Origin of the sequence: Flavobacterium flavipallidum, from assembly GCF_038289905.1 — a bacterium.
Lineage (GTDB): Bacteria > Bacteroidota > Bacteroidia > Flavobacteriales > Flavobacteriaceae > Flavobacterium > Flavobacterium flavipallidum.
Genome location: NZ_JBBYHU010000007.1, coordinates 56147 through 81536, shown reverse-complemented (window position 1 = coordinate 81536; position 25390 = coordinate 56147). Strand labels below are relative to the sequence as shown.

General features: G+C 34.7%; 23 protein-coding genes. 12 read left to right on the top strand and 11 right to left on the bottom strand.

Features of this window, described 5'->3' with window-relative positions:
• Positions 1-40: 40 nt before the first annotated feature.
• The 5 genes from AAEO59_RS05555 to AAEO59_RS05535 all read left to right on the top strand — a co-directional run bounded on the left by AAEO59_RS05555 (position 41) and on the right by AAEO59_RS05535 (position 5110).
• A complete protein-coding gene (locus tag AAEO59_RS05555) occupies positions 41-754 on the top strand; it encodes a toxin-antitoxin system YwqK family antitoxin (RefSeq protein WP_341699745.1) in 714 nt (237 codons plus the stop codon).
• Positions 755-847: 93 nt separating this feature from the next.
• Positions 848-2035, top strand: a complete 1188-nt coding sequence (gene mnmA, locus AAEO59_RS05550; RefSeq protein WP_341699744.1) for a tRNA 2-thiouridine(34) synthase MnmA — start codon at positions 848-850, stop codon at positions 2033-2035.
• Positions 2036-2114: 79 nt separating this feature from the next.
• Positions 2115-3734 carry a S8 family peptidase gene (locus tag AAEO59_RS05545; protein WP_341699743.1) on the top strand — a complete coding sequence of 540 codons (1620 nt, stop codon included), beginning with the start codon at positions 2115-2117 and terminating at the stop codon, positions 3732-3734.
• Positions 3735-3740: 6 nt separating this feature from the next.
• Positions 3741-4682 (top strand): NAD(P)H-dependent flavin oxidoreductase, encoded by a 942-nt coding sequence (locus AAEO59_RS05540; protein ID WP_341699742.1) that lies wholly within the window; start codon positions 3741-3743, stop codon positions 4680-4682.
• Positions 4683-4696: 14 nt separating this feature from the next.
• Positions 4697-5110: a hypothetical protein gene (locus AAEO59_RS05535; protein ID WP_341699741.1), complete on the top strand. Its 414-nt coding sequence runs from the start codon at positions 4697-4699 to the stop codon at positions 5108-5110.
• Between the two features lie 6 nt (positions 5111-5116).
• Here AAEO59_RS05535 and AAEO59_RS05530 read toward each other — a convergent pair whose 3' ends face one another.
• Positions 5117-5557, bottom strand: a complete 441-nt coding sequence (locus tag AAEO59_RS05530) for a DUF4268 domain-containing protein (protein ID WP_341699740.1) — start codon at positions 5555-5557, stop codon at positions 5117-5119.
• Between the two features lie 86 nt (positions 5558-5643).
• Here AAEO59_RS05530 and AAEO59_RS05525 point away from each other — a divergent pair, with 86 nt between their 5' ends.
• Positions 5644-6294 carry an NUDIX hydrolase gene (locus tag AAEO59_RS05525; protein WP_341699739.1) on the top strand — a complete coding sequence of 217 codons (651 nt, stop codon included), beginning with the start codon at positions 5644-5646 and terminating at the stop codon, positions 6292-6294.
• An 88-nt stretch (positions 6295-6382) separates the two neighbouring features.
• Positions 6383-7195 (top strand): lysophospholipid acyltransferase family protein, encoded by an 813-nt coding sequence (locus AAEO59_RS05520; RefSeq protein ID WP_341699738.1) that lies wholly within the window; start codon positions 6383-6385, stop codon positions 7193-7195.
• A 1-nt stretch (position 7196) separates the two neighbouring features.
• Here the strand turns inward: AAEO59_RS05520 and AAEO59_RS05515 are convergent, their stop codons facing one another.
• Positions 7197-8324, bottom strand: coding sequence for a DUF3810 domain-containing protein (locus AAEO59_RS05515; protein ID WP_341699737.1), 1128 nt, complete (start codon positions 8322-8324; stop codon positions 7197-7199).
• 41 nt (positions 8325-8365) lie between these two features.
• Between AAEO59_RS05515 and AAEO59_RS05510 the strand changes: the two genes are divergently transcribed.
• The gene (locus tag AAEO59_RS05510; protein WP_341699736.1) at positions 8366-9826 is read left to right on the top strand and encodes an aminoacyl-histidine dipeptidase; all 1461 of its coding nucleotides are present in this window, start codon (positions 8366-8368) and stop codon (positions 9824-9826) included.
• 80 nt (positions 9827-9906) lie between these two features.
• Here AAEO59_RS05510 and AAEO59_RS05505 read toward each other — a convergent pair whose 3' ends face one another.
• The 3 genes from AAEO59_RS05505 to AAEO59_RS05495 form a co-directional block, all read right to left on the bottom strand.
• Positions 9907-10674: a carboxypeptidase-like regulatory domain-containing protein gene (locus AAEO59_RS05505; RefSeq protein ID WP_341699735.1), complete on the bottom strand. Its 768-nt coding sequence runs from the start codon at positions 10672-10674 to the stop codon at positions 9907-9909.
• 89 nt (positions 10675-10763) lie between these two features.
• On the bottom strand, positions 10764-12626 hold the full coding sequence (locus AAEO59_RS05500) for a DEAD/DEAH box helicase (protein WP_341699734.1): 1863 nt from the start codon (positions 12624-12626) through the stop codon (positions 10764-10766).
• Positions 12627-12831: 205 nt separating this feature from the next.
• Positions 12832-13410, bottom strand: coding sequence for a non-canonical purine NTP diphosphatase (locus AAEO59_RS05495; RefSeq protein ID WP_341699733.1), 579 nt, complete (start codon positions 13408-13410; stop codon positions 12832-12834).
• Between the two features lie 201 nt (positions 13411-13611).
• Between AAEO59_RS05495 and AAEO59_RS05490 the strand changes: the two genes are divergently transcribed.
• Together AAEO59_RS05490 and tnpA are read left to right on the top strand one after the other, a co-directional pair.
• On the top strand, positions 13612-14052 hold the full coding sequence (locus AAEO59_RS05490; RefSeq protein WP_341699732.1) for a lipocalin family protein: 441 nt from the start codon (positions 13612-13614) through the stop codon (positions 14050-14052).
• Positions 14053-14352: 300 nt separating this feature from the next.
• Positions 14353-14790: an IS200/IS605 family transposase gene (gene tnpA, locus AAEO59_RS05485; RefSeq protein WP_341699731.1), complete on the top strand. Its 438-nt coding sequence runs from the start codon at positions 14353-14355 to the stop codon at positions 14788-14790.
• Between the two features lie 415 nt (positions 14791-15205).
• Here tnpA and AAEO59_RS05480 read toward each other — a convergent pair whose 3' ends face one another.
• The gene (locus AAEO59_RS05480) at positions 15206-16714 is read right to left on the bottom strand and encodes an FMN-binding glutamate synthase family protein (RefSeq protein WP_341699730.1); all 1509 of its coding nucleotides are present in this window, start codon (positions 16712-16714) and stop codon (positions 15206-15208) included.
• Between the two features lie 153 nt (positions 16715-16867).
• Between AAEO59_RS05480 and AAEO59_RS05475 the strand changes: the two genes are divergently transcribed.
• Positions 16868-19252, top strand: a complete 2385-nt coding sequence (locus AAEO59_RS05475) for a hybrid sensor histidine kinase/response regulator (protein WP_341699729.1) — start codon at positions 16868-16870, stop codon at positions 19250-19252.
• Here the strand turns inward: AAEO59_RS05475 and AAEO59_RS05470 are convergent.
• The 5 genes from AAEO59_RS05470 to AAEO59_RS05450 form a co-directional block, all read right to left on the bottom strand.
• The gene (locus tag AAEO59_RS05470) at positions 19249-20052 is read right to left on the bottom strand and encodes an NYN domain-containing protein (RefSeq protein ID WP_341699728.1); all 804 of its coding nucleotides are present in this window, start codon (positions 20050-20052) and stop codon (positions 19249-19251) included. The genes AAEO59_RS05475 and AAEO59_RS05470 overlap by 4 nt on opposite strands.
• 228 nt (positions 20053-20280) lie before the next feature.
• On the bottom strand, positions 20281-21273 hold the full coding sequence (locus tag AAEO59_RS05465) for a bile acid:sodium symporter family protein (RefSeq protein WP_341699727.1): 993 nt from the start codon (positions 21271-21273) through the stop codon (positions 20281-20283).
• 93 nt (positions 21274-21366) lie between these two features.
• Positions 21367-22449: an alkene reductase gene (locus AAEO59_RS05460; RefSeq protein ID WP_341699726.1), complete on the bottom strand. Its 1083-nt coding sequence runs from the start codon at positions 22447-22449 to the stop codon at positions 21367-21369.
• Positions 22450-22555: 106 nt separating this feature from the next.
• A complete protein-coding gene (locus AAEO59_RS05455) occupies positions 22556-23587 on the bottom strand; it encodes a methionine synthase (RefSeq protein ID WP_341699725.1) in 1032 nt (343 codons plus the stop codon).
• A gap of 29 nt (positions 23588-23616) precedes the next feature.
• On the bottom strand, positions 23617-24636 hold the full coding sequence (locus tag AAEO59_RS05450; protein WP_341699724.1) for a DUF1852 domain-containing protein: 1020 nt from the start codon (positions 24634-24636) through the stop codon (positions 23617-23619).
• 136 nt (positions 24637-24772) lie between these two features.
• Between AAEO59_RS05450 and AAEO59_RS05445 the strand changes: the two genes are divergently transcribed.
• Positions 24773-25258 (top strand): Lrp/AsnC family transcriptional regulator, encoded by a 486-nt coding sequence (locus tag AAEO59_RS05445; RefSeq protein ID WP_341699723.1) that lies wholly within the window; start codon positions 24773-24775, stop codon positions 25256-25258.
• The last annotated feature ends 132 nt before the right edge of the window (positions 25259-25390 follow it).

The window sequence follows — 25390 nt, the reverse complement described above, 5'->3', positions numbered from 1 at the left end:
TATTATTCGATAAATTCGTTTTAGTAACAAAAATAGTTTCATGAAGATAATAGAAAAAATCAGTTTGATTGTCTTTTTATGCATTTGTGTTTGTAGTCTTCAGGCGCAAAATGATTTTAACAAAGTAGATGCAGGCGGTAAAAAAGATGGTTTGTGGAGAGGTTTTTATCCGGAGTCAAAAAGAGTTCGTTATGAAGGCACTTTTTCGCATGGTAAGGAAGTAGGTGAGTTTAAATTTTTTGATGATACCAAGGCCGGAACTGTTATTGCAACCCGAACTTTTAATACTAATGATAATGTGGCTTACACTGTTTTTTATGATCAAAATAAAAACAAAGTTAGCGAAGGTAAAGTAGTCAATAAATTGTTTGAAGGCGAATGGAAATATTACCATCATGCGTCAACTGTTGTTATGACCATAGAGAATTATAAAAACGGAAAGTTAGAAGGTTTGCGTTCAGTATTTTTTCCAAGCGGGAAAATTGCTGAAGAAACTTATTATAAAAATAATTTGAAGAACGGTAGTTCTAAGAAGTATTCCGAAAAAGGATATGTGCTTGAAGAGGCTACTTTCAAAGACAATCAATACGATGGTTTGGCGATTTTTAGAGACGTAGATAATATGATTGTTTCTAAGGGTAAATTTGTGAACGGAAAAAAAACTGGAGTCTGGCAATTTTTCGAGAATGGAAAATTAACAGATGAGGTAAATGTAAATAATCCGCAGCCAAAGAAAACTTTGAAGTCCAAGTAGTTTAAAAAAGGATATATATTTAAACGAAATGTTATAATGAATCATATCGTTTAAAAACTTTGTACCTTTGCACCCAAAAAAACAGATTTTAGAATGAAACGTGTAATAGTTGGACTTTCTGGTGGAGTAGATTCGAGTGTTGCAGCTTATTTGTTGCAACAACAAGGCTATGAGGTTATAGGTCTTTTTATGAAAAACTGGCATGATGATTCGGTGACGATTTCAAATGAATGCCCGTGGTTAGAAGATAGTAACGATGCTTTGTTAGTCGCTGAAAAGTTGGGGATTCCGTTTCAAACAGTTGATTTAAGTGAGCAATACAAAGAAAAAATCGTTGATTATATGTTCAACGAATATGAAAAAGGTCGTACTCCTAATCCGGACGTACTTTGTAATCGCGAAATCAAATTTGATGTTTTCATGAAAATTGCTTTAAGTTTGGGTGCCGATTATGTGGCTACCGGACATTATTGTCGAAAAAGTGAAACAGAGGTCAATGGAAAAACAGTTTATCAATTGCTTTCGGGAGTAGACAACAATAAAGACCAGTCGTATTTTCTTTGCCAGTTATCGCAGGAACAATTAGAGAAAGCTTTATTCCCAATTGGCGAATTAACAAAACCTCAGGTGCGTGAAATTGCAGCCGAAATGGAATTAGTAACTGCCGAAAAGAAAGATTCTCAAGGATTGTGTTTTATTGGAAAAGTACGTCTTCCTGAATTTTTACAGCAAAAATTACAACCTAAAGACGGAATTATTGTCCAAATCGATAAAGATAATCCGGTTTACAATAATTCGGTTTCTGAAGATTTGACAACAGAAGACGCTTTGGCTTTAGCTGCAAAACCCATTAAGTACACAACTGAAATGGGTAAAGTAGTAGGAAAGCACCAGGGAGCACATTATTTTACAGTAGGGCAAAGAAAAGGATTAAATGTAGGAGGTACTGCTGAGGCTTTATTCGTAATTGCAACTGATGTAGAAACGAATACGATTTATACTGGGATGGGAAGTCATCATCCGGGATTGTTTAGAAAAGCTTTGTGTGTTGCGCCTTCTGAGGTACATTGGATTCGTACTGATATGGCTTTAACCAATGGTGAAACAATGAAAGTAAAAGCTAGAATTCGTTACCGTCAGGAATTACAGGACGCCACTTTACATCAATTTGAATCCGGATTGTATGTTTCGTTTAGTCAACAGCAATCTGCCATTACCGAAGGGCAATTTGTGGCCTGGCACATTGGTGACGAATTAATTGGTTCGGGAGTTATTTCCTAGTTGTACTTTTAAAAAATAATTCTATATTTAAGTGATTAATTTCTACAGAGATTAATCACTTTTTTTATTCACTGCTTTTATGAAAAAGTACATCATACTATTTTTTGTTTACTTTCCACTTTCTGTGCTTTCTCAGGAAGACGCTTGGGTATATTTTAAAGTCAAGGTAAACGAACAGTATTATTTTGATAATCCTTTGCAAATGCTGTCGCAGCGAGCAATAGACAGAAGAACGAATCAAAATATAGCATTGGATTTTAAAGATATTCCCATCAATCAGGATTTTATTAATATTATAAAAGCAGTTTCCGGTATAAAAGTGATGGCTAAATCCAAATGGATGAATGCTATTCATGTGCGTGGTTCACAAAACGATATTAATGCTTTGAAGACCTATTCTTTTGTAGATCGGGTTGATTTTGCGGATAAAATTTTAAATGTTACGAATAAAATTGTTTCAAAATCTAAAGTTGTTCTTTCTGAGGGGAATAAGCAAAAGAAAGAAAAGATGACTACAGCAACAACTGGTTTTGCTTCGCAAATAGAGATGTTAAACGGGCAATATTTGCATCAGCAAAATTATAAAGGTGCAGGGAAAATAATTGCAGTTTTGGATGCCGGTTTTGTAGGAGTAGATCAATCAGTTGCTTTTAAACGTTTAAGAGATAATCATCAAATTTTGGGAGGCTATAATTTTGTATCAGGAAACAATAGTTTGTATACGCTCGACTCTCATGGAACGAATGTGTTATCTACAATGGCTGCTTATGGCGACAATGCTTTGGTAGGAACTGCTATTGATGCGTCTTATTATTTGTTTGTTACTGAAGATGTTAGTTCTGAAAATCCTGTAGAGGAATCTTTATGGGTCGAAGCTGCTGAAAAGGCCGATAGTTTGGGTGTAGATATTATTAATAGCTCTTTGGGCTACACGGATTTTGATAATCCTGCTTATAATCATAAATACAGTGATCGAAACGGGAATACTGCTTTTGTTTCCAAGGGAGCCGATATTGCTTTTAGTCGTGGAATGTTAGTGGTTGTTTCGGCAGGAAACGAAGGAGCTACATCTGATCCTTATGTAGGCGCTCCGGCCGATGCCTTATCGGTTATTACTGTGGGAGCAGTAAATTTGAACCAACAAAAAGCTACTTTTAGTTCGCTAGGCCCTACAGCAGATGGAAGAATTAAACCTGAAGTTATGGCTTTAGGGCAAAATGTAATTGTATCTGATGCACAGGGAAATTCGGTTTATTCAAACGGAACTTCTTTTTCGGCCCCAATTATTTCGGGAATGTTAGCTTGTTTATGGCAGGCTTATCCAGATGCAAGTAATCAGGAAATAAGGGATTTGTTGTTGCAGTCTTCAAGTAGATATAATGTTCCAAATAATAATTACGGTTATGGAATTCCTGATTTTAATTTGGCTTTAAATAATGGAACTATTTTAAAGAAAAATGATTTTCAATATTTCGCTGCTTTCCCAAATCCCACATCCGATTCGGTTTCCATTCATTTTCCGCCCAACTTTAATTCGGGAATGATTTGGTTTTATAGTGCTTATGGTCAAAAAGTTATAGAGAAACAAGTAATTACTCCAAAGGATTCCTTTTCATTAGAAGCACTGAGCAAAGGAGTTTATTTTTATAAAATCAAATCGGATTTATTTTCAAAGGAAGGTAAGGTTATTAAAAATTAATTACTCATGAATCGTATTACATCTCTATTTAATATTCAATATCCCATTATTCAAGCTGGAATGGTTTGGGTAAGTGGATATAAATTGGCTAGTGTAGTGAGTAATGCCGGCGGTTTAGGTTTGATAGGAGCAGGTTCTATGTATCCGGAAATTTTGCGGGAGCATATTCAAAAATGTAAAAAAGCGACATCAAAACCTTTTGGGGTTAACGTTCCAATGCTGTATCCTGATATTGAAACGCTCATGCAAATTATTGTCGAAGAAAAAGTGAAAATCGTTTTTACTTCGGCAGGAAATCCTATGACCTGGACGGCTTATTTAAAAGAGCATGGCATTACGGTAGTTCATGTTGTGAGCAGCACTAAATTTGCCCTGAAAGCGCAGCAAGCGGGAGTTGATGCTATTGTTGCTGAAGGTTTTGAAGCAGGAGGGCATAACGGGCGTGAAGAAACGACTACTTTTACTTTGATTCCAATGGTGAAAGAACAAATAAAAATTCCTATTATTGCAGCCGGTGGAATAGCCACAGGTAACGGAATGCTGGCCGCTATGATTTTAGGTGCCGATGGCGTTCAGATAGGTAGTCGATTTGCTGCTTCGGTTGAATCATCAGCTCATGATAATTTCAAACAAATTATTGTGAACACTCCCGAAGGAGGAACGCAATTAACTTTAAAAGAGCTGACACCGGTGCGTTTGATAAAGAATAAATTTTTTGATGATGTTCAGGAATTGTATTCTAAATGTCCAACAAAGGATGATTTAGCCACTTTATTAGGAAGAGCGCGTGCCAAAAGAGGAATATTTGAAGGTGATTTGACAGAAGGAGAATTGGAAATAGGACAAATTGCCGGATTAATACATGAAATAAAATCAGCAGGGTCAATTGTAGCAGACATGATGCAGGAATATCAGTTAGCTAAAAATTCAGTTGCCCATTTTTTATGATAAAAAGATTGAAAATGACAAAATTAAAATGCTTTTATATTTGCCTGTTTTTTTTAGGAATTGCTGTCCAGCAATCTTACGGTCAAACGTATCAATTTCGAACTTCCGGTTATAGTGTTTTAGAGAGAAATGAAAAAGGCAAATGGGGTAAATGGTCTGATTTGAGTTTGGTAAATATTACGGTAACATTAGATACTAATAAAAACAGAATCCTAGTTTATTCCAGAAATATTCAGTTGTATGAAATTCAAACCTATCAGCCTGAATCGGAATCAGAGAGTGATTTGGTTTATTCTTTTCTTTGCAAGGATAACGATGGCGTAGATTGTACGTTGGCAATTATTACCCGAAAAAAACAAGACAACCGAAAGCAATTATATATTACTTATCCTGATCACGTGATTGTATACAATATCTTTACGATGTAAATGATTTTATTCAACTTCAATATCCTTAATAAATTCATCGTATTCCAGATAAAAACGCTCCAAAGCATCCATTTTCTCGTAGTAAAAGTCAAAAATAAGATCCCAGTTGTTGCGGTTACTGAAGCCAACGCCTGATTTTTCTACCCAAATGCGGCTGATGGTTTTTCCGCTTTCTAAAACATAGTCTTTTTCAAAAACTAAATCACTGATAAATTCTTCTTCAAGAATGCTTTTTAAAGCTTCTAATTTTTCAAAATAAGCGATTCTTTTTTCCTTATTACGAGGCTCAATGTCAATAAGAACCTGAGCTTTTTTGTTGTCTACAAAAAATTTAAAAGAGAAATCCTTAATCTTGGTGTCGTATAACATCCATTTTCTAGGGTATTTTTCGGCAAAAGTTACCCAAAATTCTCTTTTTAATCGTTGTGTTTCTTCTTTACTGTACATTTTTAGTGCTTTGGTTTTAGAAAACTTGTGCAAACTTGTTTTCTAAAGTATATTTATATAATTATTTGCAAAAATAGCTTTTGATTATGGATTTTCAATGTTTTTTACAATTTATCCCTGCTATAGTTCAGGCTCCGCTAACAGCTTTAGTTTCGCACGAAAAGATGATGCCATTTGAGCGCAAAGAACTTTTGGCTAAAATAAATTTAAAAGAAACGAAACCTAAGGAAGCCGCGGTAACTATGTTATTTTATCCTAAGGATAATGAAACGCATTTGGTTTTAATTGTTCGTAATTCTTATAAAGGGGTGCATTCGGCTCAAATTGCTTTTCCGGGAGGTAAATTTGAATCAGAAGATTTTGAATTAAAAAAAACAGCTCTCAGAGAAACTGAGGAAGAAATTGGTATTGATCGAAATAAAATTGAGATTGTAAAAGCTTTTACTTCGCTGTATATTCCGCCTAGTAATTTTATGGTCTATCCGTTTTTAGGAATTTGTAAAGAAGAGATTCAATTTGTTCCTGATCCTGTGGAAGTGGCTGCTGTAATCGAATTGCCTTTGTCGGTTTTTAGAGATGATGCCATTGTTACAGTTGAAAATTTATCCACATCCTATGCTTCGTTTATAGATGTTCCGGCGTTTAAAATTCAGGGTTATGTAGTGTGGGGAGCAACGGCAATGATGTTAAGTGAATTAAGAGATGTGTTGAATACGGTTTTTAAATCTGCTAATTAATACATAACTTTAAGCGTATTAGAAGTATATAATCAATATTTTTTATATTTTCGCAAACTTAAATTTTAAAAAGATACCTAAACAGTTTATGGGACTATTGAAAAGAAATCCTTTTGGACATATTTTATTTCTGAAAAAATGGCTCATCCGTTTTTTTGGGAGTTGTACTCATAGACGTTATCGTGGGTTTAACGAATTGCAAATTGAAGGTTCAGAAATTATTCGAAATTTACCTGATACCAATGTACTTTTTATATCCAATCATCAGACTTATTTTGCTGATGTAGTGGCCATGTTTCATGTTTTTAATGCAAGTTTAAGCGGAAGGATTGATTCGATTAAAAATATTGGTTATTTGTGGCAACCTAAGATGAATATTTATTATGTAGCGGCCAAGGAAACGATGCAGTCAGGCTGGTTACCTAAAATATTGTCCTATGCCGGAGCTATTCCGGTGGAAAGAACCTGGCGTTGTGAAGGTGTTGATGTCAAAGAAAAAAAGGCAGTAAATCCAAATGATACTGAGAATATCAAAATTGCACTTAATGATGGCTGGGTGATTACTTTTCCGCAGGGTACAACCCGTTCTTTTAAGCCTGTTCGAAAAGGTACTGCACATATTATTAAACAACACCGCCCAGTGGTAGTCCCTATTGTGATTGATGGTTTTCGTCGTTCTTTTGACCGTAAAGGAATTCGAATGAAAAAGAAAGGAATCTTACAATCTTTTATCATTAAAGAACCTTTGGAAATTGATTATGATAATGATTCTATTGATGAAATTGTAGAGAAAATAGAATATGCCATTGAGCAACATCCTTCTTTTTTAAAGGTAATTTCAACTGAGGAATTAGAAGAGCAGGAGCAATTGAATAAGTTGCGTCAATGGGAAGTGGAGTAATTTATAAAGTTCTTGTTTTATAATAATTCACTAATAGATTGATAAATTTGCTGTAGCTTTCAATCCCTTCGTGCTGCTGATTCAATTTTAAATAGCGGTCGTAGAAAGCGTGAAAACCTTTTTCAATAGGTGTTTCATATTGCTGCCAAAAATCTTCACTTTCCTGAAAATTTTTCAAAATACCCGGATGAACCGATTGTAAGAGTTGCTTATAAATCTTTTCATCCCGAATATACCAATTGTTTAAACAATAACGCAGGGCAAAACTATAACCCGAATATTTAAAGTAGCTATCATTATTATTTACCGAAGCCAGAAAGCCTATGAAATTACATTCGCTTTCACTGGCATAACCCATTTGATGCGCCATTTCGTGACAACTCGTTGTTGGTAAGTTATATTTAGGCATTAACTCATTTACTTGGGCTTCATTGGTAAACGGATTCAAATAACCGCCAAATCCCATATAGGTGAGTGGTAAACTAAAAAGAGATTTTTTGATGCTTAGATTTTGGTAGTTAAAAAAAGGATAATGAACAGCAAGCTTTTGATAGCCGTTTAAGTTTTTAGAAAATGTAATTTCTTCCGAATAAGGATAGCTGACTTTTAAGCTGTCATTTTTGGTAATTTGAAAGTGAACTTCATTGGTTCTTGCGATGATTTTTTGTGTAAACAAATATAAATCAGCATCTGAATAGTTACGTTCAATTTTTATTTTTTCAAAAAGAGGCAAGCGATAATAATTTAGTGCCCATAAAAAGTGAAAGAAAAAATAAAAAACAGATAGCACACTTAGAATCGATAAAATTTGGTCTTTCCAATTGGTTTTCCAATTTTTTCTATTGGTCCAAAACCATTTTGCAATCAGTAAAATCAAAGAGAAATACAAAACATCACCTATCGAAAAGGGTATCCATCCCAGAATAATTCTGAAAAAATTAGCAAGTAAAGGATACAATCCATTGCTGTAAAAAGTTTCGATCGTTTCTGAGAAAAACGGAAGAATTTTAAGAATTAAAATCTGAAAAACTAATAAAAAAGCTAGGATGTATTTGCGTTTCAAAATCACATTTTTAATAATGGTAAATATATCATAATAATCGTTTAGATGCCATAAAATGGATTTCAAAGTTTGTAACTTTGAGTTGTTAAAAATCGCAAAAACAAGATATGAGTCAGGAAATACTAAATTTAGAACCTAAGGCATTGTGGAATAATTTTGCCAAATTGAATGCAGTACCACGTCCGTCAAAAAAGGAGGAACGTGTTGTTGCTTTTATTAAAGATTTTGGTAAAAATCTTGGTTTGGAAGTTATTGAGGATGAAGTACAAAATGTCATTATTCGTAAGCCGGCCACAGCAGGAATGGAAAACCGAAAACCAATTGTTTTACAAGGACATTTGGATATGGTGCATCAAAAAAATGCCGATACGGTTTTTGATTTTGAAAATCAAGGAATTGAAATGTATGTTGATGGTGACTGGGTAAGGGCAAAAGGAACGACACTGGGTGCTGACAATGGTTTAGGTGTTGCAGCAATTATGGCTGTTTTAGAAAGTACAACAATTGCGCATCCTGCTATCGAGGCTTTGTTTACAATCGATGAAGAAACCGGGATGACAGGAGCTATGAATCTGCAAGGAGGGGTTTTACAAGGGCGAATTTTGTTGAATCTGGATACTGAAGAAGATGATGAAATCGATATTGGTTGCGCAGGAGGTGTTGATGTAACTGCCGAAGCCGAATATGATGAAGAAGAAACGCCGGAACATTCGGTAGCTTATTCCATTACAGTGAAAGGTTTGAAAGGTGGGCATTCAGGGATGGATATCCATAAAGGATTAGGGAATGCCAATAAAATCATGAACCGCTTATTGTTTGATGGTTTTGATAATTTTGGTTTGCAAATTTCAGAAATTCAAGGGGGAAGTTTGCGTAATGCCATCCCTCGTGAAAGTGTGGCTAAAGTGATTATTGCTTCGGTTTATGATGTGGCTTTTGTTTTTGATATGCAGCAAATTGTAAACGAAATCAAAGCAGAGTTAAAAACTACAGAACCGAATTTAGAAATAGTTTTCGAAAAACTGAAAAAAGCACCAGCTAAAGTAATGCCTCCTATGGCACAATATTATTTTGTGCGTTCAATGGCTACAGCTACAAATGGTGTGCATAGAATGAGTGCCGATTTTGAAAATCTGGTAGAAACTTCTAATAATATTGCAAAGGTAAACGTTGGAAATGGAAAACTAACTGTTCAATGTTTGACTCGTTCTTCAGTAGAATCGGCTAAGTTTGATTTGGCAAACGATTTGCGTTCAGCTTTTGAGTTAATGGGATGTGAGGTGGAAATTTCAGGTTCTTATCCAGGGTGGACTCCTAATCCTGAATCGGCAATTTTAGATGTTTTGGTTTCTGTTTATGAAAAACAAAATGGTGATAAAGCAAAAGTAGTGGCTTGTCATGCCGGTTTAGAATGTGGAATTCTAGGTGCAAATTATCCAGATATGGATATGATTTCTTTTGGTCCTACGATTCACGGAGCTCATTCTCCTGATGAGAGAGCCAGTATTTCTTCTTCTCAAAAGTTCTGGAAGTTTTTAGTAGAAGTTTTGGCCAATATTCCGGTTTAGTAATAGAGTTCAGTATTCAGTTTTTAGTGTTCAGTTTGTATTTTTGCTGATTACTAAAAACTGAATACTGAACACTTAAATTATTTCTTTTTCAAGACTTTGTATTGTTCGTAGCAGCCACTAATAGCATCCATAATTTGCAAATCATTGGCTGTTTGAATAAAAGCTTCGGAATAATTACATCTTTGTAAAATTTCAGGAATTTCTTTTTTGTCAATACCGAGTAATACTGCTAACGTTTCGCGATCAAATTTAGATTCCAAAAGTGTTCTTACAGTGTCATCTTTCTTCATTTCTTTGAGCTTTTTAAGTTCAGTTGACTTTTTACCAAAGAAATTATACAGCATATCTGCAGGATTAAAGATGGAACCTAATACTTTTCCAAAAGCACCGGGAGAATATTCTCCAGCCTCGTAACCTGTATTTAGGCCGGAAATATTGTAACGGTAGTTTTGATTTACCGGAATAGTTTTAGAGTCTACTTCTAAATAACCGGTTAAATTAAATGGTTTGATAACAACTTCTTCTAAAGCAATTGCTTTTTCTGTTAGGAAAATTTTAGCCACTTTATTTTTTATCCAGTCATTGGTAACTTTGACTCTTAAGGATTGGAAGCCTAAAAAAGTAAAATGTAAAGTGTCTGTAGGTTGAACATCAATTTCAAAATAGCCGTTTGCATCGGTTTTAGATCCTCTTACTTTGTTGATATTGATGATATTGACTCCTGTTAATGGGGTTTTGGTGTTGTCATTATAGACGTAACCTGTCACTTTTTGAGAAGTAGGTACAGCCTGCGCAAAAGTAGGTGCGGCTAGTAGTAGAAAAAAGAAAACTACAAAATATTTCATAAACTGGATTAAGACTTTAAAAGTAATAAAACGGCTTTAAATATTTTGTAGTTTCTATTTATAATTATAAGAAAATTAACAGTGGGCTGTTAGTCTCTTCTTGGTCTTCTTGGTCTTGGAGAATCTCCAAAGCTTTCAGAGCGTCTAGGTGCTCTTTCTGAAGAACTTTCTCTTCTTGAAGAATTGTTTCTGTCGCTTCTAAAACCGCCTTCTCTTGGAGCTCTTTCACTTCTAAAACCACCTTCTCTTCTTGGAGCAAAACTTCCTTCTCTTCTTCCTCCATCACGTCTTCCTCCTGAATTTCTTCCGTTATGATCACGTCTTCCGCCACCATCATTTTTAGAGATTTCAACATTAATACGACGTCCCTCTAATTGTACGTTGTTTAATACTTCCATCACTCTGTCGGTGTGTTCCGGATCAGTGTTAAAGAAAGAGAAACCTTCTTTTACATCTACTTTAAAGACATCGTCACGACCTAATTCTAAAGTTTCTTTTAGATAATCTTTTAATGTCATCCAGTCGAAGTTATCTCTGGCACCAATGTTTACAAAATATCTGGTAGCACCACCATTGTTGTTTTCTCTTGGAGCACGATCGTCACCACCACGGTCACGTCTGTCAGAACCTGAAGCCGAAATGTCTCTTGTTTTCTTATAGTAATTGATGAAACGGTTGAATTCTACAGAAACCATTTTCTTAATCAATTCTTCTTTAGATAAACCTTCAAGTACGTCATTAATAGCTGGCAAGTAGTTGTCAATTTCGTGATCTACTTCAGTATCTTTTATTTTGTTAGCTAAGTGCAACAATTGAATTTCGCAGATTTCTATTCCAGAAGGAATTGTTTTTTCTTCAAATTTTTGTTTGATGATTCTTTCGATAGAAGAAATTTTACGCAATTCACTTTTAGTAACAATCACGATAGAAGTTCCTAATTTACCGGCACGACCTGTACGACCTGAACGGTGATTGTAAGTTTCGATTTCGTCAGGTAATTGGTAGTTTACAACGTGAGTTACATTGTCAACATCAATTCCACGAGCAGCAACGTCAGTAGCAACAAGCATTTGGATTTGACGACCACGGAAAGATTTCATTACTCCGTCACGTTGCGCCTGAGATAAATCTCCGTGTAATGCTGCAGCGCTATAACCATCTTCGATTAATTTTTCAGCAATTGCCTGTGTATCACGTTTGGTTCTACAAAAAACAACCGAGAAAATGTCTGGGTTAGCATCAGCTAAACGTTTTAAAGCTTCGTAACGGTCACGAGCATTTACTAAGTAAAATTCGTGTGATACTGTTGCTGAACCTGAGTTTTTAGTTCCAACAGTAATTTCTTCTGGATTGCTCATGAATTGTTTTCCAATTCGGGCAACTTCTGCCGGCATAGTTGCTGAGAATAACCAAGTGTTTTTCTCGTCTGGGGTAGTTGAAAGGATATTTACGATATCATCATAGAATCCCATGTTCAACATTTCGTCTGCCTCGTCAAGAATACAGTAATTAATTTGAGTGATGTTTACTAATCCTCTGTTAATCATGTCCTGCATTCTACCTGGAGTAGCCACAATAATTTGTGCTCCTCTTTTAATTTCTCTAGCTTGTTCTGTAATACTAGCCCCTCCGTAAACTGCTACCACGTTAATACCTCTTTCGTATTTTGAGTAGTTTTTAAGTTCGTTGGCAATCTGTAAGCAAAGCTCGCGCGTTGGAGATAAAATTAACGCCTGTGTATTTCTGTTGTCAGCATCAATTTTTTGGATAACTGGAAAACCAAAAGCTGCTGTTTTCCCGGTCCCCGTTTGAGCCAACGCAACTAAATCTGTATCTTTTTCCAATAATAGGGGAATCGCTTTCTCCTGTACTTCCGACGGATTCTCAAATCCTAGATCTTTAATCGCCTTCAGTAACGATTCACTCAATCCTAATTGTTCAAATTTATTCATATGTATTTTTAAAATAGGGTGCAAAATTACTGCTAATAATCGATATAAACTAATGCAATTTTAAGTTTTACTGAATTTAATTATTTTGATTATCAGAAAGTTATGTTTGTGGTGCACAAAATCAGTTTTGGATTTTTAATTTTTTATAGCTACAAAGCGGAGTTTTTTATAATAAAAATGAATAAAAAAGTTAGATTTTAAACAATTATTTTGCATCAGTTAAATGAGAAATAAGCATTTGGGTTGCTTTTCCTCTGTGGCTAATTTGGTTTTTAGTAGCTAAATCTAATTCGGCAAAAGTTTCCTTGTAACCTTCAGGTTTGAATATTGGATCATAGCCAAATCCTTGGTTTCCTGATTTTTTAGTTGTGATTTCACCTTTGGCAATTCCGGTAAATAAATGTTGCTCACCATTAATATTAAGTGCAATTACTGTTTTGAATTGGGCTGTTCGATTATTGGTATCAGCTAATGCGTTCAGGACTTTGTCCATATTGTCATTGGCATTTTTTTGTTCACCTGCATATCGGGCAGAATAAACACCTGGTTCACCATTAAGTGCTTCAATTTCTAATCCGGTATCATCGGCAAAACAATTGTAACCGTATTTTTCAGTGACATAATTTGCTTTTAATATGGCGTTTCCTTCAATAGTTTCTGCAGTTTCAGGAATTTCTTCGTGACAACCGATAGATTCTAAACTTAAAATTTCAATAGAATTAGGGAGTAATTGCTGGATTTCTTTGATTTTATTTTTGTTGTTTGAAGCAAATACGAGTTGCATAGTCTTTTTATTGGTTATTTAGAGCAAAAGTAGTGAATTATTAAATTTGAATAAAGTGTTTCTACATTGAGTAGTGTATGGTAGTTTTTTTTAAGGTTTATGGTTGTGTTTGATTTTTAAATGATTGATTTTTAATATTTTAATTTGTAAATTAGTAGGAGGGAGCTAAATGCTTATTGTTTGATATAAAATGAGAATACTATGAAAAAGGTGAATTTTTTATACGTTTTGGTTTTGACTTTTATGATGGTTTTTAATCTTTCTTGTAGCGATGATAATGAAGATTTAAGTCCTGCTACAGCTTCGATAGAAGGAAAATGGGAGTATAGTAAAATTATTGAAGGAGTTGATGGTATAAAATATCCTGAAGAAAATTATGAAAATACCACTGGTTGTCCTAAGGATTATGTGGAATTAAAACCGGGAGGTGCTTTTTTTGAAGGCTATTATGGTGATGGATGTGTTTTAGAACTTGATGAAGCAACATGGGTAAGAGATGGAGCAATAGTAACTGTTGTTTATGAAGGAGAAGCTGAATCCTATGAAATAGTAAAGGTTATAAATGCTACTTTAAAAGTAAAATATTCATATAATTCAGATAGTGGTCATTATGTTTATTGGGTTACTTTTACAAAAGCTTGATTTTGTAATTGCAACATAAGTTGTTGTAGTCAAATAATAAAGAGTTTCTGGTTGCTTAATCAAATTTTTTTGTAATTTTAATGAGTGGTTTTGATTGTTCATTTTGAACAGTTTAATCGTTAGATGAGCTTGGAGTTCAATAGTTGGCTATGCTGAAAGATGTATAAGTTGATAATGATGAATCAAAACATACGCAGGGGGCTTTAATAGCCCCTTTTTTTATTGGTCACAGTTCAGGGTCAAAAACCCTGCAATTTATTGCAGTACTTTAGTAATGCGAAAAATCTATATCTTTAGGTTATGAGTACAGATTTAAGAAAAGGTTCGTACACGGTAAGCAGATTAACATGTCATGTTGTTTGGGTTACGAAATATCGTTTTAAAGTTTTGAAAGGAGATGTCCAAAAGCGCTGTCGTGAACTTTTGATACAGATATGTGAAGCAGAAGGGATTGAAATTTTGAAAGGAGTTGTCAGTTCAGATCATGTTCATATGCATATAGAATATGCTCCAAATCAGAATATTAGCACTATTTTGAAAAATTTAAAAGGACGAACTTCAAGAAAGCTTCAGATGGAATTTCCAGAACTTCGAGCAAAATATTGGGGGCAACATTTTTGGGCAAGCGGTTATGGAGTTTGGAGTACAGGAAATATTACAGATGAGATGGTAAATGAATATTTAGAACATCATAGAAAAAAAGATAGTGACGATAATTCAAATTTCATTCTCGAATGAAATAAAACGAGGGACTTTCAGTCCCTCGTAAAGCAAACCTCTGCACTTTCAGTGCAGAGTGGTTTAGTTCGAAAATTTGAAGTCTTTTGAACAGTGAATAATTTCGTATTTTTTAAAGATTTTTTTTGAAAAATGTTGCTGAAAAAAAAGTAAATAACAAAAATCGTTGCGAATCCCGTATGTGTTTTTAACTTACTGGTATTCAATTAATTATGTGTAAAAATGTTTGAATTTTATATGATTAATTAAAATAATAGTTGTAAATTTACTATGTGGTTTTGATTCATTACTTGTGTATGTTAATTTGGGTAGAAAAATGAAAACACAAAAATCATCAGCAGCATTTAGTTAATTATAAGTTGAGAATAGTAAATCAAAACCAAATAAGGAGGGCGAAAAGCCCTCCTTTACTTTTTTAATGTTTAGTCACGTTGGATAAATTGTCAGGAAAATACAAATCCGATAGATGAGTAAATTCATCACCACGCATGAAAATAGAAACATCTACATCTTCATAAGAAGTTTTTCCGGCTGCAGCTAATAATTCGTTGGCAGCATAGAGGGTGTTTTTATGAAAGTGATACACTCTTTCAAATTTATCGCTAACAGACAATCCTTTAATAAGCATTTTATCCTGAGTTGCAACTCCTACTGGACAATTATTAGTATTACAGCGTAACGCCTGAATGCAACCTAAAGAAAACATAAAACCACGAGCACTGTTACATAAATCAGCACCAAGGGCAATTGCTTTTAAGATAGCATGTCCTGAAATGATTTTGCCACTGCAAATGATACGAACTTTTTCTCTTATATTTAATCGAATGAGTGTTTTGTTGACAAAGATTAGAGCAGGTTCAAGAGGCATTCCCACACCATCTGCAAATTCCAGTGGAGCAGCTCCGGTACCACCTTCGGCGCCATCAACAGTTATAAAATCGGGAAAGCAATTTTGATCAATCATTTCCTGACAAATGGCTTCAAATTCATTGGTTTGACCAATACATAATTTAAAACCTATTGGTTTTCCATTGGCTAGTTTACGCAATTGAGCAATAAATTCAACTAGACCTTTAGGGGAATTAAATGCGGTGTGGCAAGGTGGGGAAAGAATTGCGATATGAGGTTTTACGCCACGTATTTTTGCAATTTCTTCGGTGTTTTTTGAGGCAGGCAAAACACCCCCATGGCCGGGTTTAGCACCTTGTGATAATTTGATTTCAATTAGTTTTACAGACGGAAGATTCGCTTTTTCTTTGAATTTTTCGGCGTCAAAATTCCCTTCGTCATTACGACAACCAAAATAACCTGTTCCTATTTGCCAACAAATATCGCCACCTTGTAAATGGTATGCTGTCAATCCACCTTCACCGGTATTGTGGTAGAAATTCCCTTTTTGAGCGCCTTTGTTGAGTGCCATAATCGCATTTACACTTAAAGATCCAAAACTCATTGCTGAAATATTCAATAAAGAAGCGGAGTAGGGTTGTGAGCAATCTGGTCCGCCTATAATAATACGAGGTAATTCTTCATTAACATGAGCAGGAAAAATAGAATGTTTTAGTCCTTCATAAGAAGAGGTGTTTATGTCTAGTTGCGTTCCAAAGGGCGTTGTAGAACTTAAATTCTTAGCACGCTGGTAAGCTAGGGATCGTTCGTTTCGGGAGAATGGTTTTCCGTCTGTAGTTCTTTCAATAAAATACTGTTGAATTTCGGGAGCAATTTCTTCAAAAGCATATCTGAAATAACCTAAAACAGGAAAGTTTCTTAGGATTGCATGTTTGTGTTGTAAACTATTAAAAATCCCAATTATAAGTAATATGAAAATAAAAATGGCAATTAACAGACTGGTTTTGAATAAAAAATGTGCGAGAAGACTTAATATGAAAAGTCCCGCTCCAATGATAAAAAATTCTTTTCTCATGATTTTTGTAATAGTTTTTATCTAAAATAGAAAGAATAAATAATCCAGTGAAAATTTTTAGAAAACATTAATAAATAAAATTAGTTTATAAGCATAATAGTTACTTGCTTTGAACCAAGTTGTTATATTTAAAGTAGCCCTAAATTTTACAAAATGCCGAAAAGAAGCAATTTAATCTCAATAAAAAGAATCATAGTTTCGTTTTTTTTATTGATATCGACAATTAGTCATTCGCAATATATTTTTAAAGAAAATCATTTACCCGAAAAAAAATCTTTACAGGATTATACTTCTATAATTGATGCGGGACAAAGTCAATTAAATGTTAATTATGTTCTGAAAAATTTCGAAACATTAAAACCTATTTCACTCAAAAAAGAAGGCAATTATTTAGGTTTTACTGAAAATAATTTTTGGTCCATGACTACTTTAGTTAATGATACTAACAAGGATTTAAATTATTACTTTGAAGTCGCACGCCCTATTACTGATATTGTTGAATTGTATGTGGTAAATGAACGTACCGGAGCGATTAAAAAACAAATTAGCGGAGATTCTATTCGTTTTACGGAGCGAAGTTATCCGCACAGAAAATGTTTGTTTAAGTTAGAAATTCCTGCTCAAGCACATTTGAAGTTGTTGGTTCATGTAAAGAGTGATGGCGAAGTACTTAAGATTCCTCTTATTTTGTATTCTAACGAAGCATTTGTCAATGTAAATTCGGCTGAGCAATTCATATTTGGCCTTTTCTATGGTATTTTGTTTATTGTTGCGATTGTTTATTTTTTCTTTTTTATAGGGTTAAAAGAGCAAACCTTTCTTTATTATAGTTTATATGTGGTTTTTGTAGGTTTGTTGCAATTTGCTTTAGATGGTTATTTTTTCCAGTACATTACGCCAGATGCCGGTTGGTTTTCAAACCATGCGGTGTTACTTTTGGCTATTGTTGGTGCTTTTATTTCAGGGAGATATAGTGAACTTTTTTTACAAATAAAACAAAATAGTAAAGAGCTGTTTCTTGTTTATAAAGTGAGTTATATCCTGTTGGGGATTTTGTTCTTTTTTACCGTTTGTGTTCCTTCTGCTTTGTTTTATTCGTACCAAATTGTCAATTTATTGGCCATGATTTTTTTATTGGTTGTAGTTTTTTCAATTGCTTATTTGTTTTTTACTAATAAGAATGTCGATAAGCTTTATGTTGCGGGTATTTTCTTTTTAATAATAGGTTTTGGAGTTTTTATTCTTGATAATGTTGGTGTGATCCCTAATACATTTGTAACACAAAATAGTTCAAAGATTGGAACAGCTTTAGAAGTTATTTTTCTTTCGTTATCCATGTCTAATTTGATAAGGAAATTAAAAAACGATAAAGAAGAATATAACCGAATTGCTTTAGTGAAATCAGAAGAAATGAACGAACTAAAATCGTATTTTTTGTCTAATATCAGTCATGAGTTACGAACTCCATTAAATGCAATTACTAATTTGATTGAAGATATTGCCTCTAAAGCAGCAGATAAAAAAACAAAGAAAAACTGTGAAGTAATTAGTTATTCGGCTCAAAGTTTATTGGGGTCTGTAAATGATATATTGGATTTTTCTAAAATTGAAAAAAATGAATTAAAGCTAGAAGCAAAAGAGTTTGATTTGTTGTCGATTTTGAAAAATATAAAATATAATGCGAAAATTAAAGCAAAAGATAAAGGCTTGAAATTTAAATATGTAAAGCCTGAAATGACTTCTTTGTTAATAATTGGTGATGAAAACAGATTGTTTCAAATTTTAAATAACGTTTTAAATAATGCGATAAAGTTCACACCTAATGGTTTTGTAGAGCTAAAAGCTGAAGTTGAAAAGAAATCTGATAATAAGGCAACTGTGAAAATTATTGTTTCTGATTCGGGAGTGGGTATTGCTAAGGAGAAGAGAGATAGTTTGTTTGATTCTTTTACGCAACACAGTATTGACAATAAACGAAAATTTGGCGGACTGGGACTGGGACTTTACATTGTGAAAACCTTAGTTGATTTGCAGGGAGGTGATATAACTATTGAAAGTGAAATCAATATTGGGACAGTATGTACCATTGTTCTTGATTTTGAAATTCCTGAAAAAAAGATTATTCCTGTTGAGCCTGTTGTTGAAAATGCCATTTGCGATTTAGAGGGAAAAACTATTTTAGTTGTCGAAGACAATGCGATGAATCAAATGGTGATTAAAATGATTACTAAAAAGTGGCTGAATGCTTCGGTTATATATGCTAATAACGGGCAGGAGGGATTAAATGCTTTTGGAAATCATAATATTGATTTAGTATTGATGGATTTGCAAATGCCGGTAATGGATGGTTACGAAGCAACGATTGCAATTCGAAATGGCGAAGTTGGGGAGCATAATACAAACATTCCTATTATAGCTGTTACGGCTGATGTAATGGAAAGTACTAAATCGCGCGTAGCCGAAATAGGAATGAATCATTATTTAACTAAGCCTCTTAATAAAGATGTTTTATATCATACTGTAAAGCAATATGCTTAACTAAAAAAGAGGCGAACATATACATGTTTAATTCCTTTTTTGTCTGAATCTCTTTCGTCGATTTCCAGAATGTCTGTCAATGATTTAAGCATAGGAGTCAGTTTAGAAAAACCATAATTTCGGGGGTCAAATTCAGGTTTTTTCTTTACAATTAGGTTTCCTACATCACCCAGGAAAGCCCAGCCTGCATCATCGGCAAGATCTTCAATGGTAGATTCTATTAATTCGATAGTAGGTTCGTCAATTTTATTAAGTGGTTTTTGGGTTGGTTTTTCAGCAGCTTTAGTTGTTGTAGTTTTTTCAACCGGTTTTTTAGAATCAATGACTGATTTAGTTGCTTTTTTCTTTTTAATAGCACCGTCTAAAACTTCAAGGAAAATAAATCGGTCACAGGCGCTTATAAAAGGTTTTGGTGTTTTTTGTTCTCCAATTCCAATGACCTTCATGCCTGATTCCCGCAATCGGGTGGCTAAACGGGTAAAATCAGAATCGCTGGAAACAATGCAAAAACCATCCAATTTCCCCGAATACAACAAATCCATCGCATCGATAATTAGTGCCGAATCCGAAGAGTTCTTTCCGGTGGTATAACTGTATTGCTGAATAGGAGTAATGGCATGTTCCAATAGAACTGCTTTCCAGCCATTGGCATTAGGCTTGGTCCAATCGGCATAAATGCGTTTGGTGGTTGGTGTTCCGTATTTGGTGATTTCTTCCATCATTCCTTTTACATTGCTGTACGGAACATTATCAGCATCTATAAGAACAGCAAGTTTGAGTTCTTTGTTGTTTTGTGACATAGCATTTTCATTTGAAAGCTAAAGGTACTAATTCTTTAGCAAGAAAAATTTTTAAAATATCTTTAATGTTTTGTTAATATAGGGTTTGTTGTTTTATAACTGTTAATTTTTTGAGTGAGTTGGAATAGTAATGTAGCAGTTGTTGTTGATTTCATGACAAGCTTGAGTCTCGCTTGTAACTTTTTAAAAGCTTGTTACAAGCAAGACGTACAAACTGTAAATCATAAATTAGGCTTTTTTTCGTCTAGCCATATTCTGAGCAATAATACTGGCGGCAATCAATTGCAAAGCATGATAGAGCATGAGTGGCAACAATACGATACCGGTAATAGTACTTTGTTGAAAAAGTACTTTTGACATAACAGTGCCGTGTACCAATGATTTTTTGGATCCACAGAATAAGACTGTAATGCGGTCTTCATCTGAAAAGCCAAATAAACGACTGAAAACTCCCACACAAACAAATACGGCAAAAAACAAGACTATCATCCCTATAGTGAGTCCTGCAAGTTCAAGGGCAGTAAAGCCCTCAAAAAGATGTTCGGAGAATGACTTACAAAACGAGGTATAGATGATAGTAAGGATGGTTGCCTGATCGAAATATTTGAGCTGTTTCTTATATTTTTCAGCAATGGCACCAAAACGTGAATTGAGGCTTATACCAATTATGACAGGCAAGAGGACTTGAAGAATCAACTTTATAACAATGGTGGAGATGTCAAAATTGCCTGTTGCAGAAGCAATGAATAGTCCAACCCAAAGTGGGGTAACCACTACTCCGATTAAACTGGAAATGCTCGCATTGAAAATGGCTGCTGGAATGTTGCCTTTGGCGATGGAAACCATAACCACAGAAGAGGAGACTGTAGATGGTAATGCTGCTAGAAAAAACACTCCCAACCAGAGCAACTCGAAGCCGGCGTTGATAAACAAGGGGCGAAATGCCAAAACAATCAACGGAAAAAACAAAAATGTTGTTAACTGAACGATAATGTGCATTTTCCAATTGGCAAGCCCTGCTTTTAGTTTTTCAACACTCAGCCGCAAGCCATAAAATAAAAAAATAAAGGACACGCCTGTATTGGCAATTTCTTCTAATGAAACGGGTTCTTTGACCATTCCTGGCTGTGGCAAAAAATAAGCCAGTAGTATCATGGTGGCTATCATTAACAGGAAACCGTCTAAACCTACTTTACTTAATACTTCTAATAATTTCTTCAATGTGTTTTACTATTATTCCTCCGAGGAGGCAAGATTACAAAAATAATTCACGCAAATAAATGATGTACTTAATTGCCTTTAGCTGTACAGCATTTATTCCTTCCAAAACGGATAATCAATATACCCTTGTTTACCGCCACCATAAATTGTTGATTTGTCAGCTTCGCTTAACGTAGCATTTTTTTTAAATCGTTCTGTTAGGTCGGGGTTTGCTATGTATAATCTGCCAAAGGAAATTAGCTTTGCAATACCTTTTTCAAGTTCTGCTTCAGCGGAAGCTTTGTTATAGCCTGCATTCGCGATCACTATTTGGCGAATCTTTCTGCCAAATAATTCTATCTCATCGTGAGCATCGTTATTTTCAGCTAGAGTAGGATATGGACTGCGACGCATGAGCTCTACATAGGCAAAATCTAGCTTGTTCAATTCTTCGATGAGATAGTTATAGGTGCCCAAAGTATCATTCATTGCTATAGCTCCATAGGAATTGAATGGAGATAGTTTAATGCCTACTTTTTTACCCCCAACCGAACTGATTAATTCCTGCATCACCTCGAGTATGAAACGGGTATTGTTAGGAATGTTTCCTCCATAATCATCCGTTCTTTGATTAGCACTTTCAGCTAAGAACTGGCAGGGCAAGTAGCCATTAGCCGCATGAAGTTGAACCCCGTCAAACCCTGCTGCTATCGCATTTTTTGCAGCTTGACCAAAGTCCTTTATTGTCTGTTTGATTTGCGGGATAGTCATTTCCAAAGGAGTTTCGTAATCCTGCATTCCCTGAGAAGTAAAATGATGCATTCCCGTGATAGGGATAGGAGAAGGTGCAAGTGGGAGCTTGCCGTTTCTATCTACAGAATGTCCTATGCGTCCGGTGTGCCAAAGCTGAGCAATAATGATTCCTTCTTTAGCATGAACTGCGTCTGTAACCTTCTTCCAGGCTACTATTTGCTCACTCGTGAAAATACCCGGAGTGAGCGGGCTGCCGGTAGCTTCTTCACTGATTCGGATGGATTCGGTTAACAGCAACCCCGCGCCAGCTCGTTGAGCGTAATATTCTACTGTCATATCACCTACTAAGCCGTTTTCATCTGCCCTACCTCTGGTCATAGCTGCCATGGCCACTCTGTTTTTTAGGCTGACATCACCTAACTGTGTTTTTTCTAAAAGTTTCATACTGCTATTTTTTTAAATAAGCAATCCGTAATCGAGCAAGTAGTCTGTTGATTAGCTTTGCTAAACTCTATGGACATAAGGATCAATAAGGGATTTATATTTTGGACTAAACTCCAAATTCTTTGCGTATAATTTCCGCTCCTGCGCTTAAAGCATTTAATTTACCTCTGGCTACGTTTCGGGATAAAGGAGCCATACCACAGTTTGTACTAGGTAAAAGATTTTCTATATCCACAAACTCCAGAGCTTTACGTAGCGTATTAGCGACTTCCTCGGGTGTTTCTATAGTGATGGTTGCCACATCAATGGCGCCAACCATCACTTTTTTGCCACGAACAAGTTCCATTAAGTGCAAAGGTACATTGGAGTTATGACATTCTAATGATACCACATCAATTTTAGATTTTTGAATTTTAGGAAAAATTTCTTCATATTGACGCCACTCTGACCCCAATGTCTTTTTCCAATCATTATTAGCTTGTATTCCATAACCGTAGCAAATATGTACTGCTGTTTCACAATGCAAACCTTCTATAGCTCTCTCTAATGCTGCCATTCCCCAATCGTTTACTTCGTCAAAGAAAACATTAAAGGCAGGTTCGTCAAACTGAATAATATCTACTCCTGCGTCTTGCAGTTCTCTTGCTTCTTCATTGAGTGCTTTCGCAAATTCCCAAGCTAATTTTTCCCGACTTTTATAATGGTCATCGTACAAGGTGTCTACCATTGTAAGCGGGCCTGGTAATGCCCATTTTATGGGTTTCTTAGTTTGTTTACGTAAAAATTTAGCGTCTTCTACAAAAACTGATTTTTGACGTGTAATCTCGTCTACAACAATAGGGACACTCGCATCATAACGGTTTCGAATTTTTACTGTTTTACGATTTTCAAAATCGACACCGCCTAAATGCTCGATAAAAGTGGTTACAAAATGTTGACGTGTTTGTTCGCCGTCACTAATGATATCTATTCCGGCTAATTGTTGTTCTTGCAAAGAAATACGTAGAGCATCTTGTTTTCCTTCCAGTAATTGATTGCCTTCTAGTTTCCAAGGTGACCAAAGTTTTTCAGGTGGTGCAAGCCAGGCAGGTTTGGGTAAACTTCCAACAATTGAGGTTGGTAATACTATTTTTTTCATAATAAGATAATTATAATGTTTTGAATTAATTAAAGAGCGAAATTAGCAGCCCATTGCTCAAGAATATTTTGGTAAGGTTTAATAAAATGATTTTCAGCATATTTACCTTGTTCAACAGCCAGTCGGCTACGCTCTTCGCGGTCATATTCCACGCGAGTTAGTGAGTAATCTTCGTGTTTAAGACTAGGTTGATAGATTTGTCCGGCCGCCGAATTGGCATTGTAAATCTCAGGACGATAAATCTTCTGGAAAGTCTCCATTGTGCTGATTGAGCTGATTAGTCCAAGATCAGTATAATCAGAAAGTAGATCTCCGGAATGATAAAAAGCCATTGGTGCCACAGAGTTCGCAGGCATGAAAAAACGAACTTTTAAACCCATTTTAGAGAAATATTCATCAGTAAGAGAATACGCATCCTGTATATACTCAAAGCCCAGAATCGGATGCTGATACTCCGTGCGAGTATACGTTTTGTTGCTCGATACACTTAGGCAAATGATTGGAGACATCTTAAAGTGCTCTTTGTAGGAGTCTGAAGCTACAAAGCTTTTATAGAGTTTACCATGTAAATCACCATAATTTTCAGGAACAGAAAAACTAGATTTGTTTTTATTGTAATCGATCAATAAAACACTGAAATCATAATCTCGTACATAAGAAGAATAATTATTTCCGGCAACACCATCGATGTAGTGATTAGTCTTACGGTCAAAAATATTTGTTTTTAAAACTTCAATCATCGGCAGATTGTCAATACCATTCTTATGGTCAATATTTAATGTTACTGTCAAGATTTCAAGTTCAACAAGGTAACGATCTCCTTTTGGATTATCCAAATAAGCCAATGAATTGAATCGATTGTTAATCATATTTAAGGCATTACGTAAGTTTTGTTGGCGATTGGCTCCTCTGGCCAAATTTGCAAAATTGGTAGTCAGACGAGTTCCGCCTGAGGGATGATAGTTTTCATCTAAACAAGTGCTCTTTAGTGTGAAAAGAAAATCCTTCACTCCGTTTATTCTGGAATCTTCTTGTACGTCTGTTTTCATTTGATAATAGAATTTAGTATATTTATCTTGCAAATTTCAGTATAAAGGATTTTATTTTTTAATTTACGCTTAAAATTAGATAATATATCTGTTTTTGTTATTTTTGTAGATAATTAATCTTTTAGTGGTTGTAATAATGAAAAAAACAGATAATTTCTCTTTAGAAAACATAGATATGATCGATCTGGAGTTGCTTAAAGTGCTTCAAAAAGATGCAAAATTGACGACCAAAGAAATTGCCACACGAGTAAATTTGTCCCCAACACCCGTTTATGAAAGGATTAAACGATTGGAAAAAGAAGGTTTTATAGAGAAGTACGCTGCCATTGTAAATGCTGAAAAACTGGGTCTACAATTAACCGTATTTTGTAATATTACTTTAAAGGAGCATACCAAAGAAATAGGAAATAAGTTTGTGAAAGATATCGTTTCGATTAAAGAAGTGGTCGAATGTTACAATATTTCGGGCGATTACGATTTTTTATTGAAAATTATGGTTAAAGATATGAAGCATTATCAGTCTTTTGTGATTAATGATTTAGGCTCGGTAAAAAATATTGGGAGTGCGCATAGTACATTTGTTATTGGGGTTATAAAACAAAACTATGCTGTGCCGATATAAATAATTTTTATTTCCTTAAAATTTTCTCCATCGATTTTCCTTTGGCTAATTCGTTATTCAATTAATTAAATAGCAGAGGATTTTTAAAAGTATTTATTTGTTTTCGGGTTATATTTACGATCCTATTTTTTT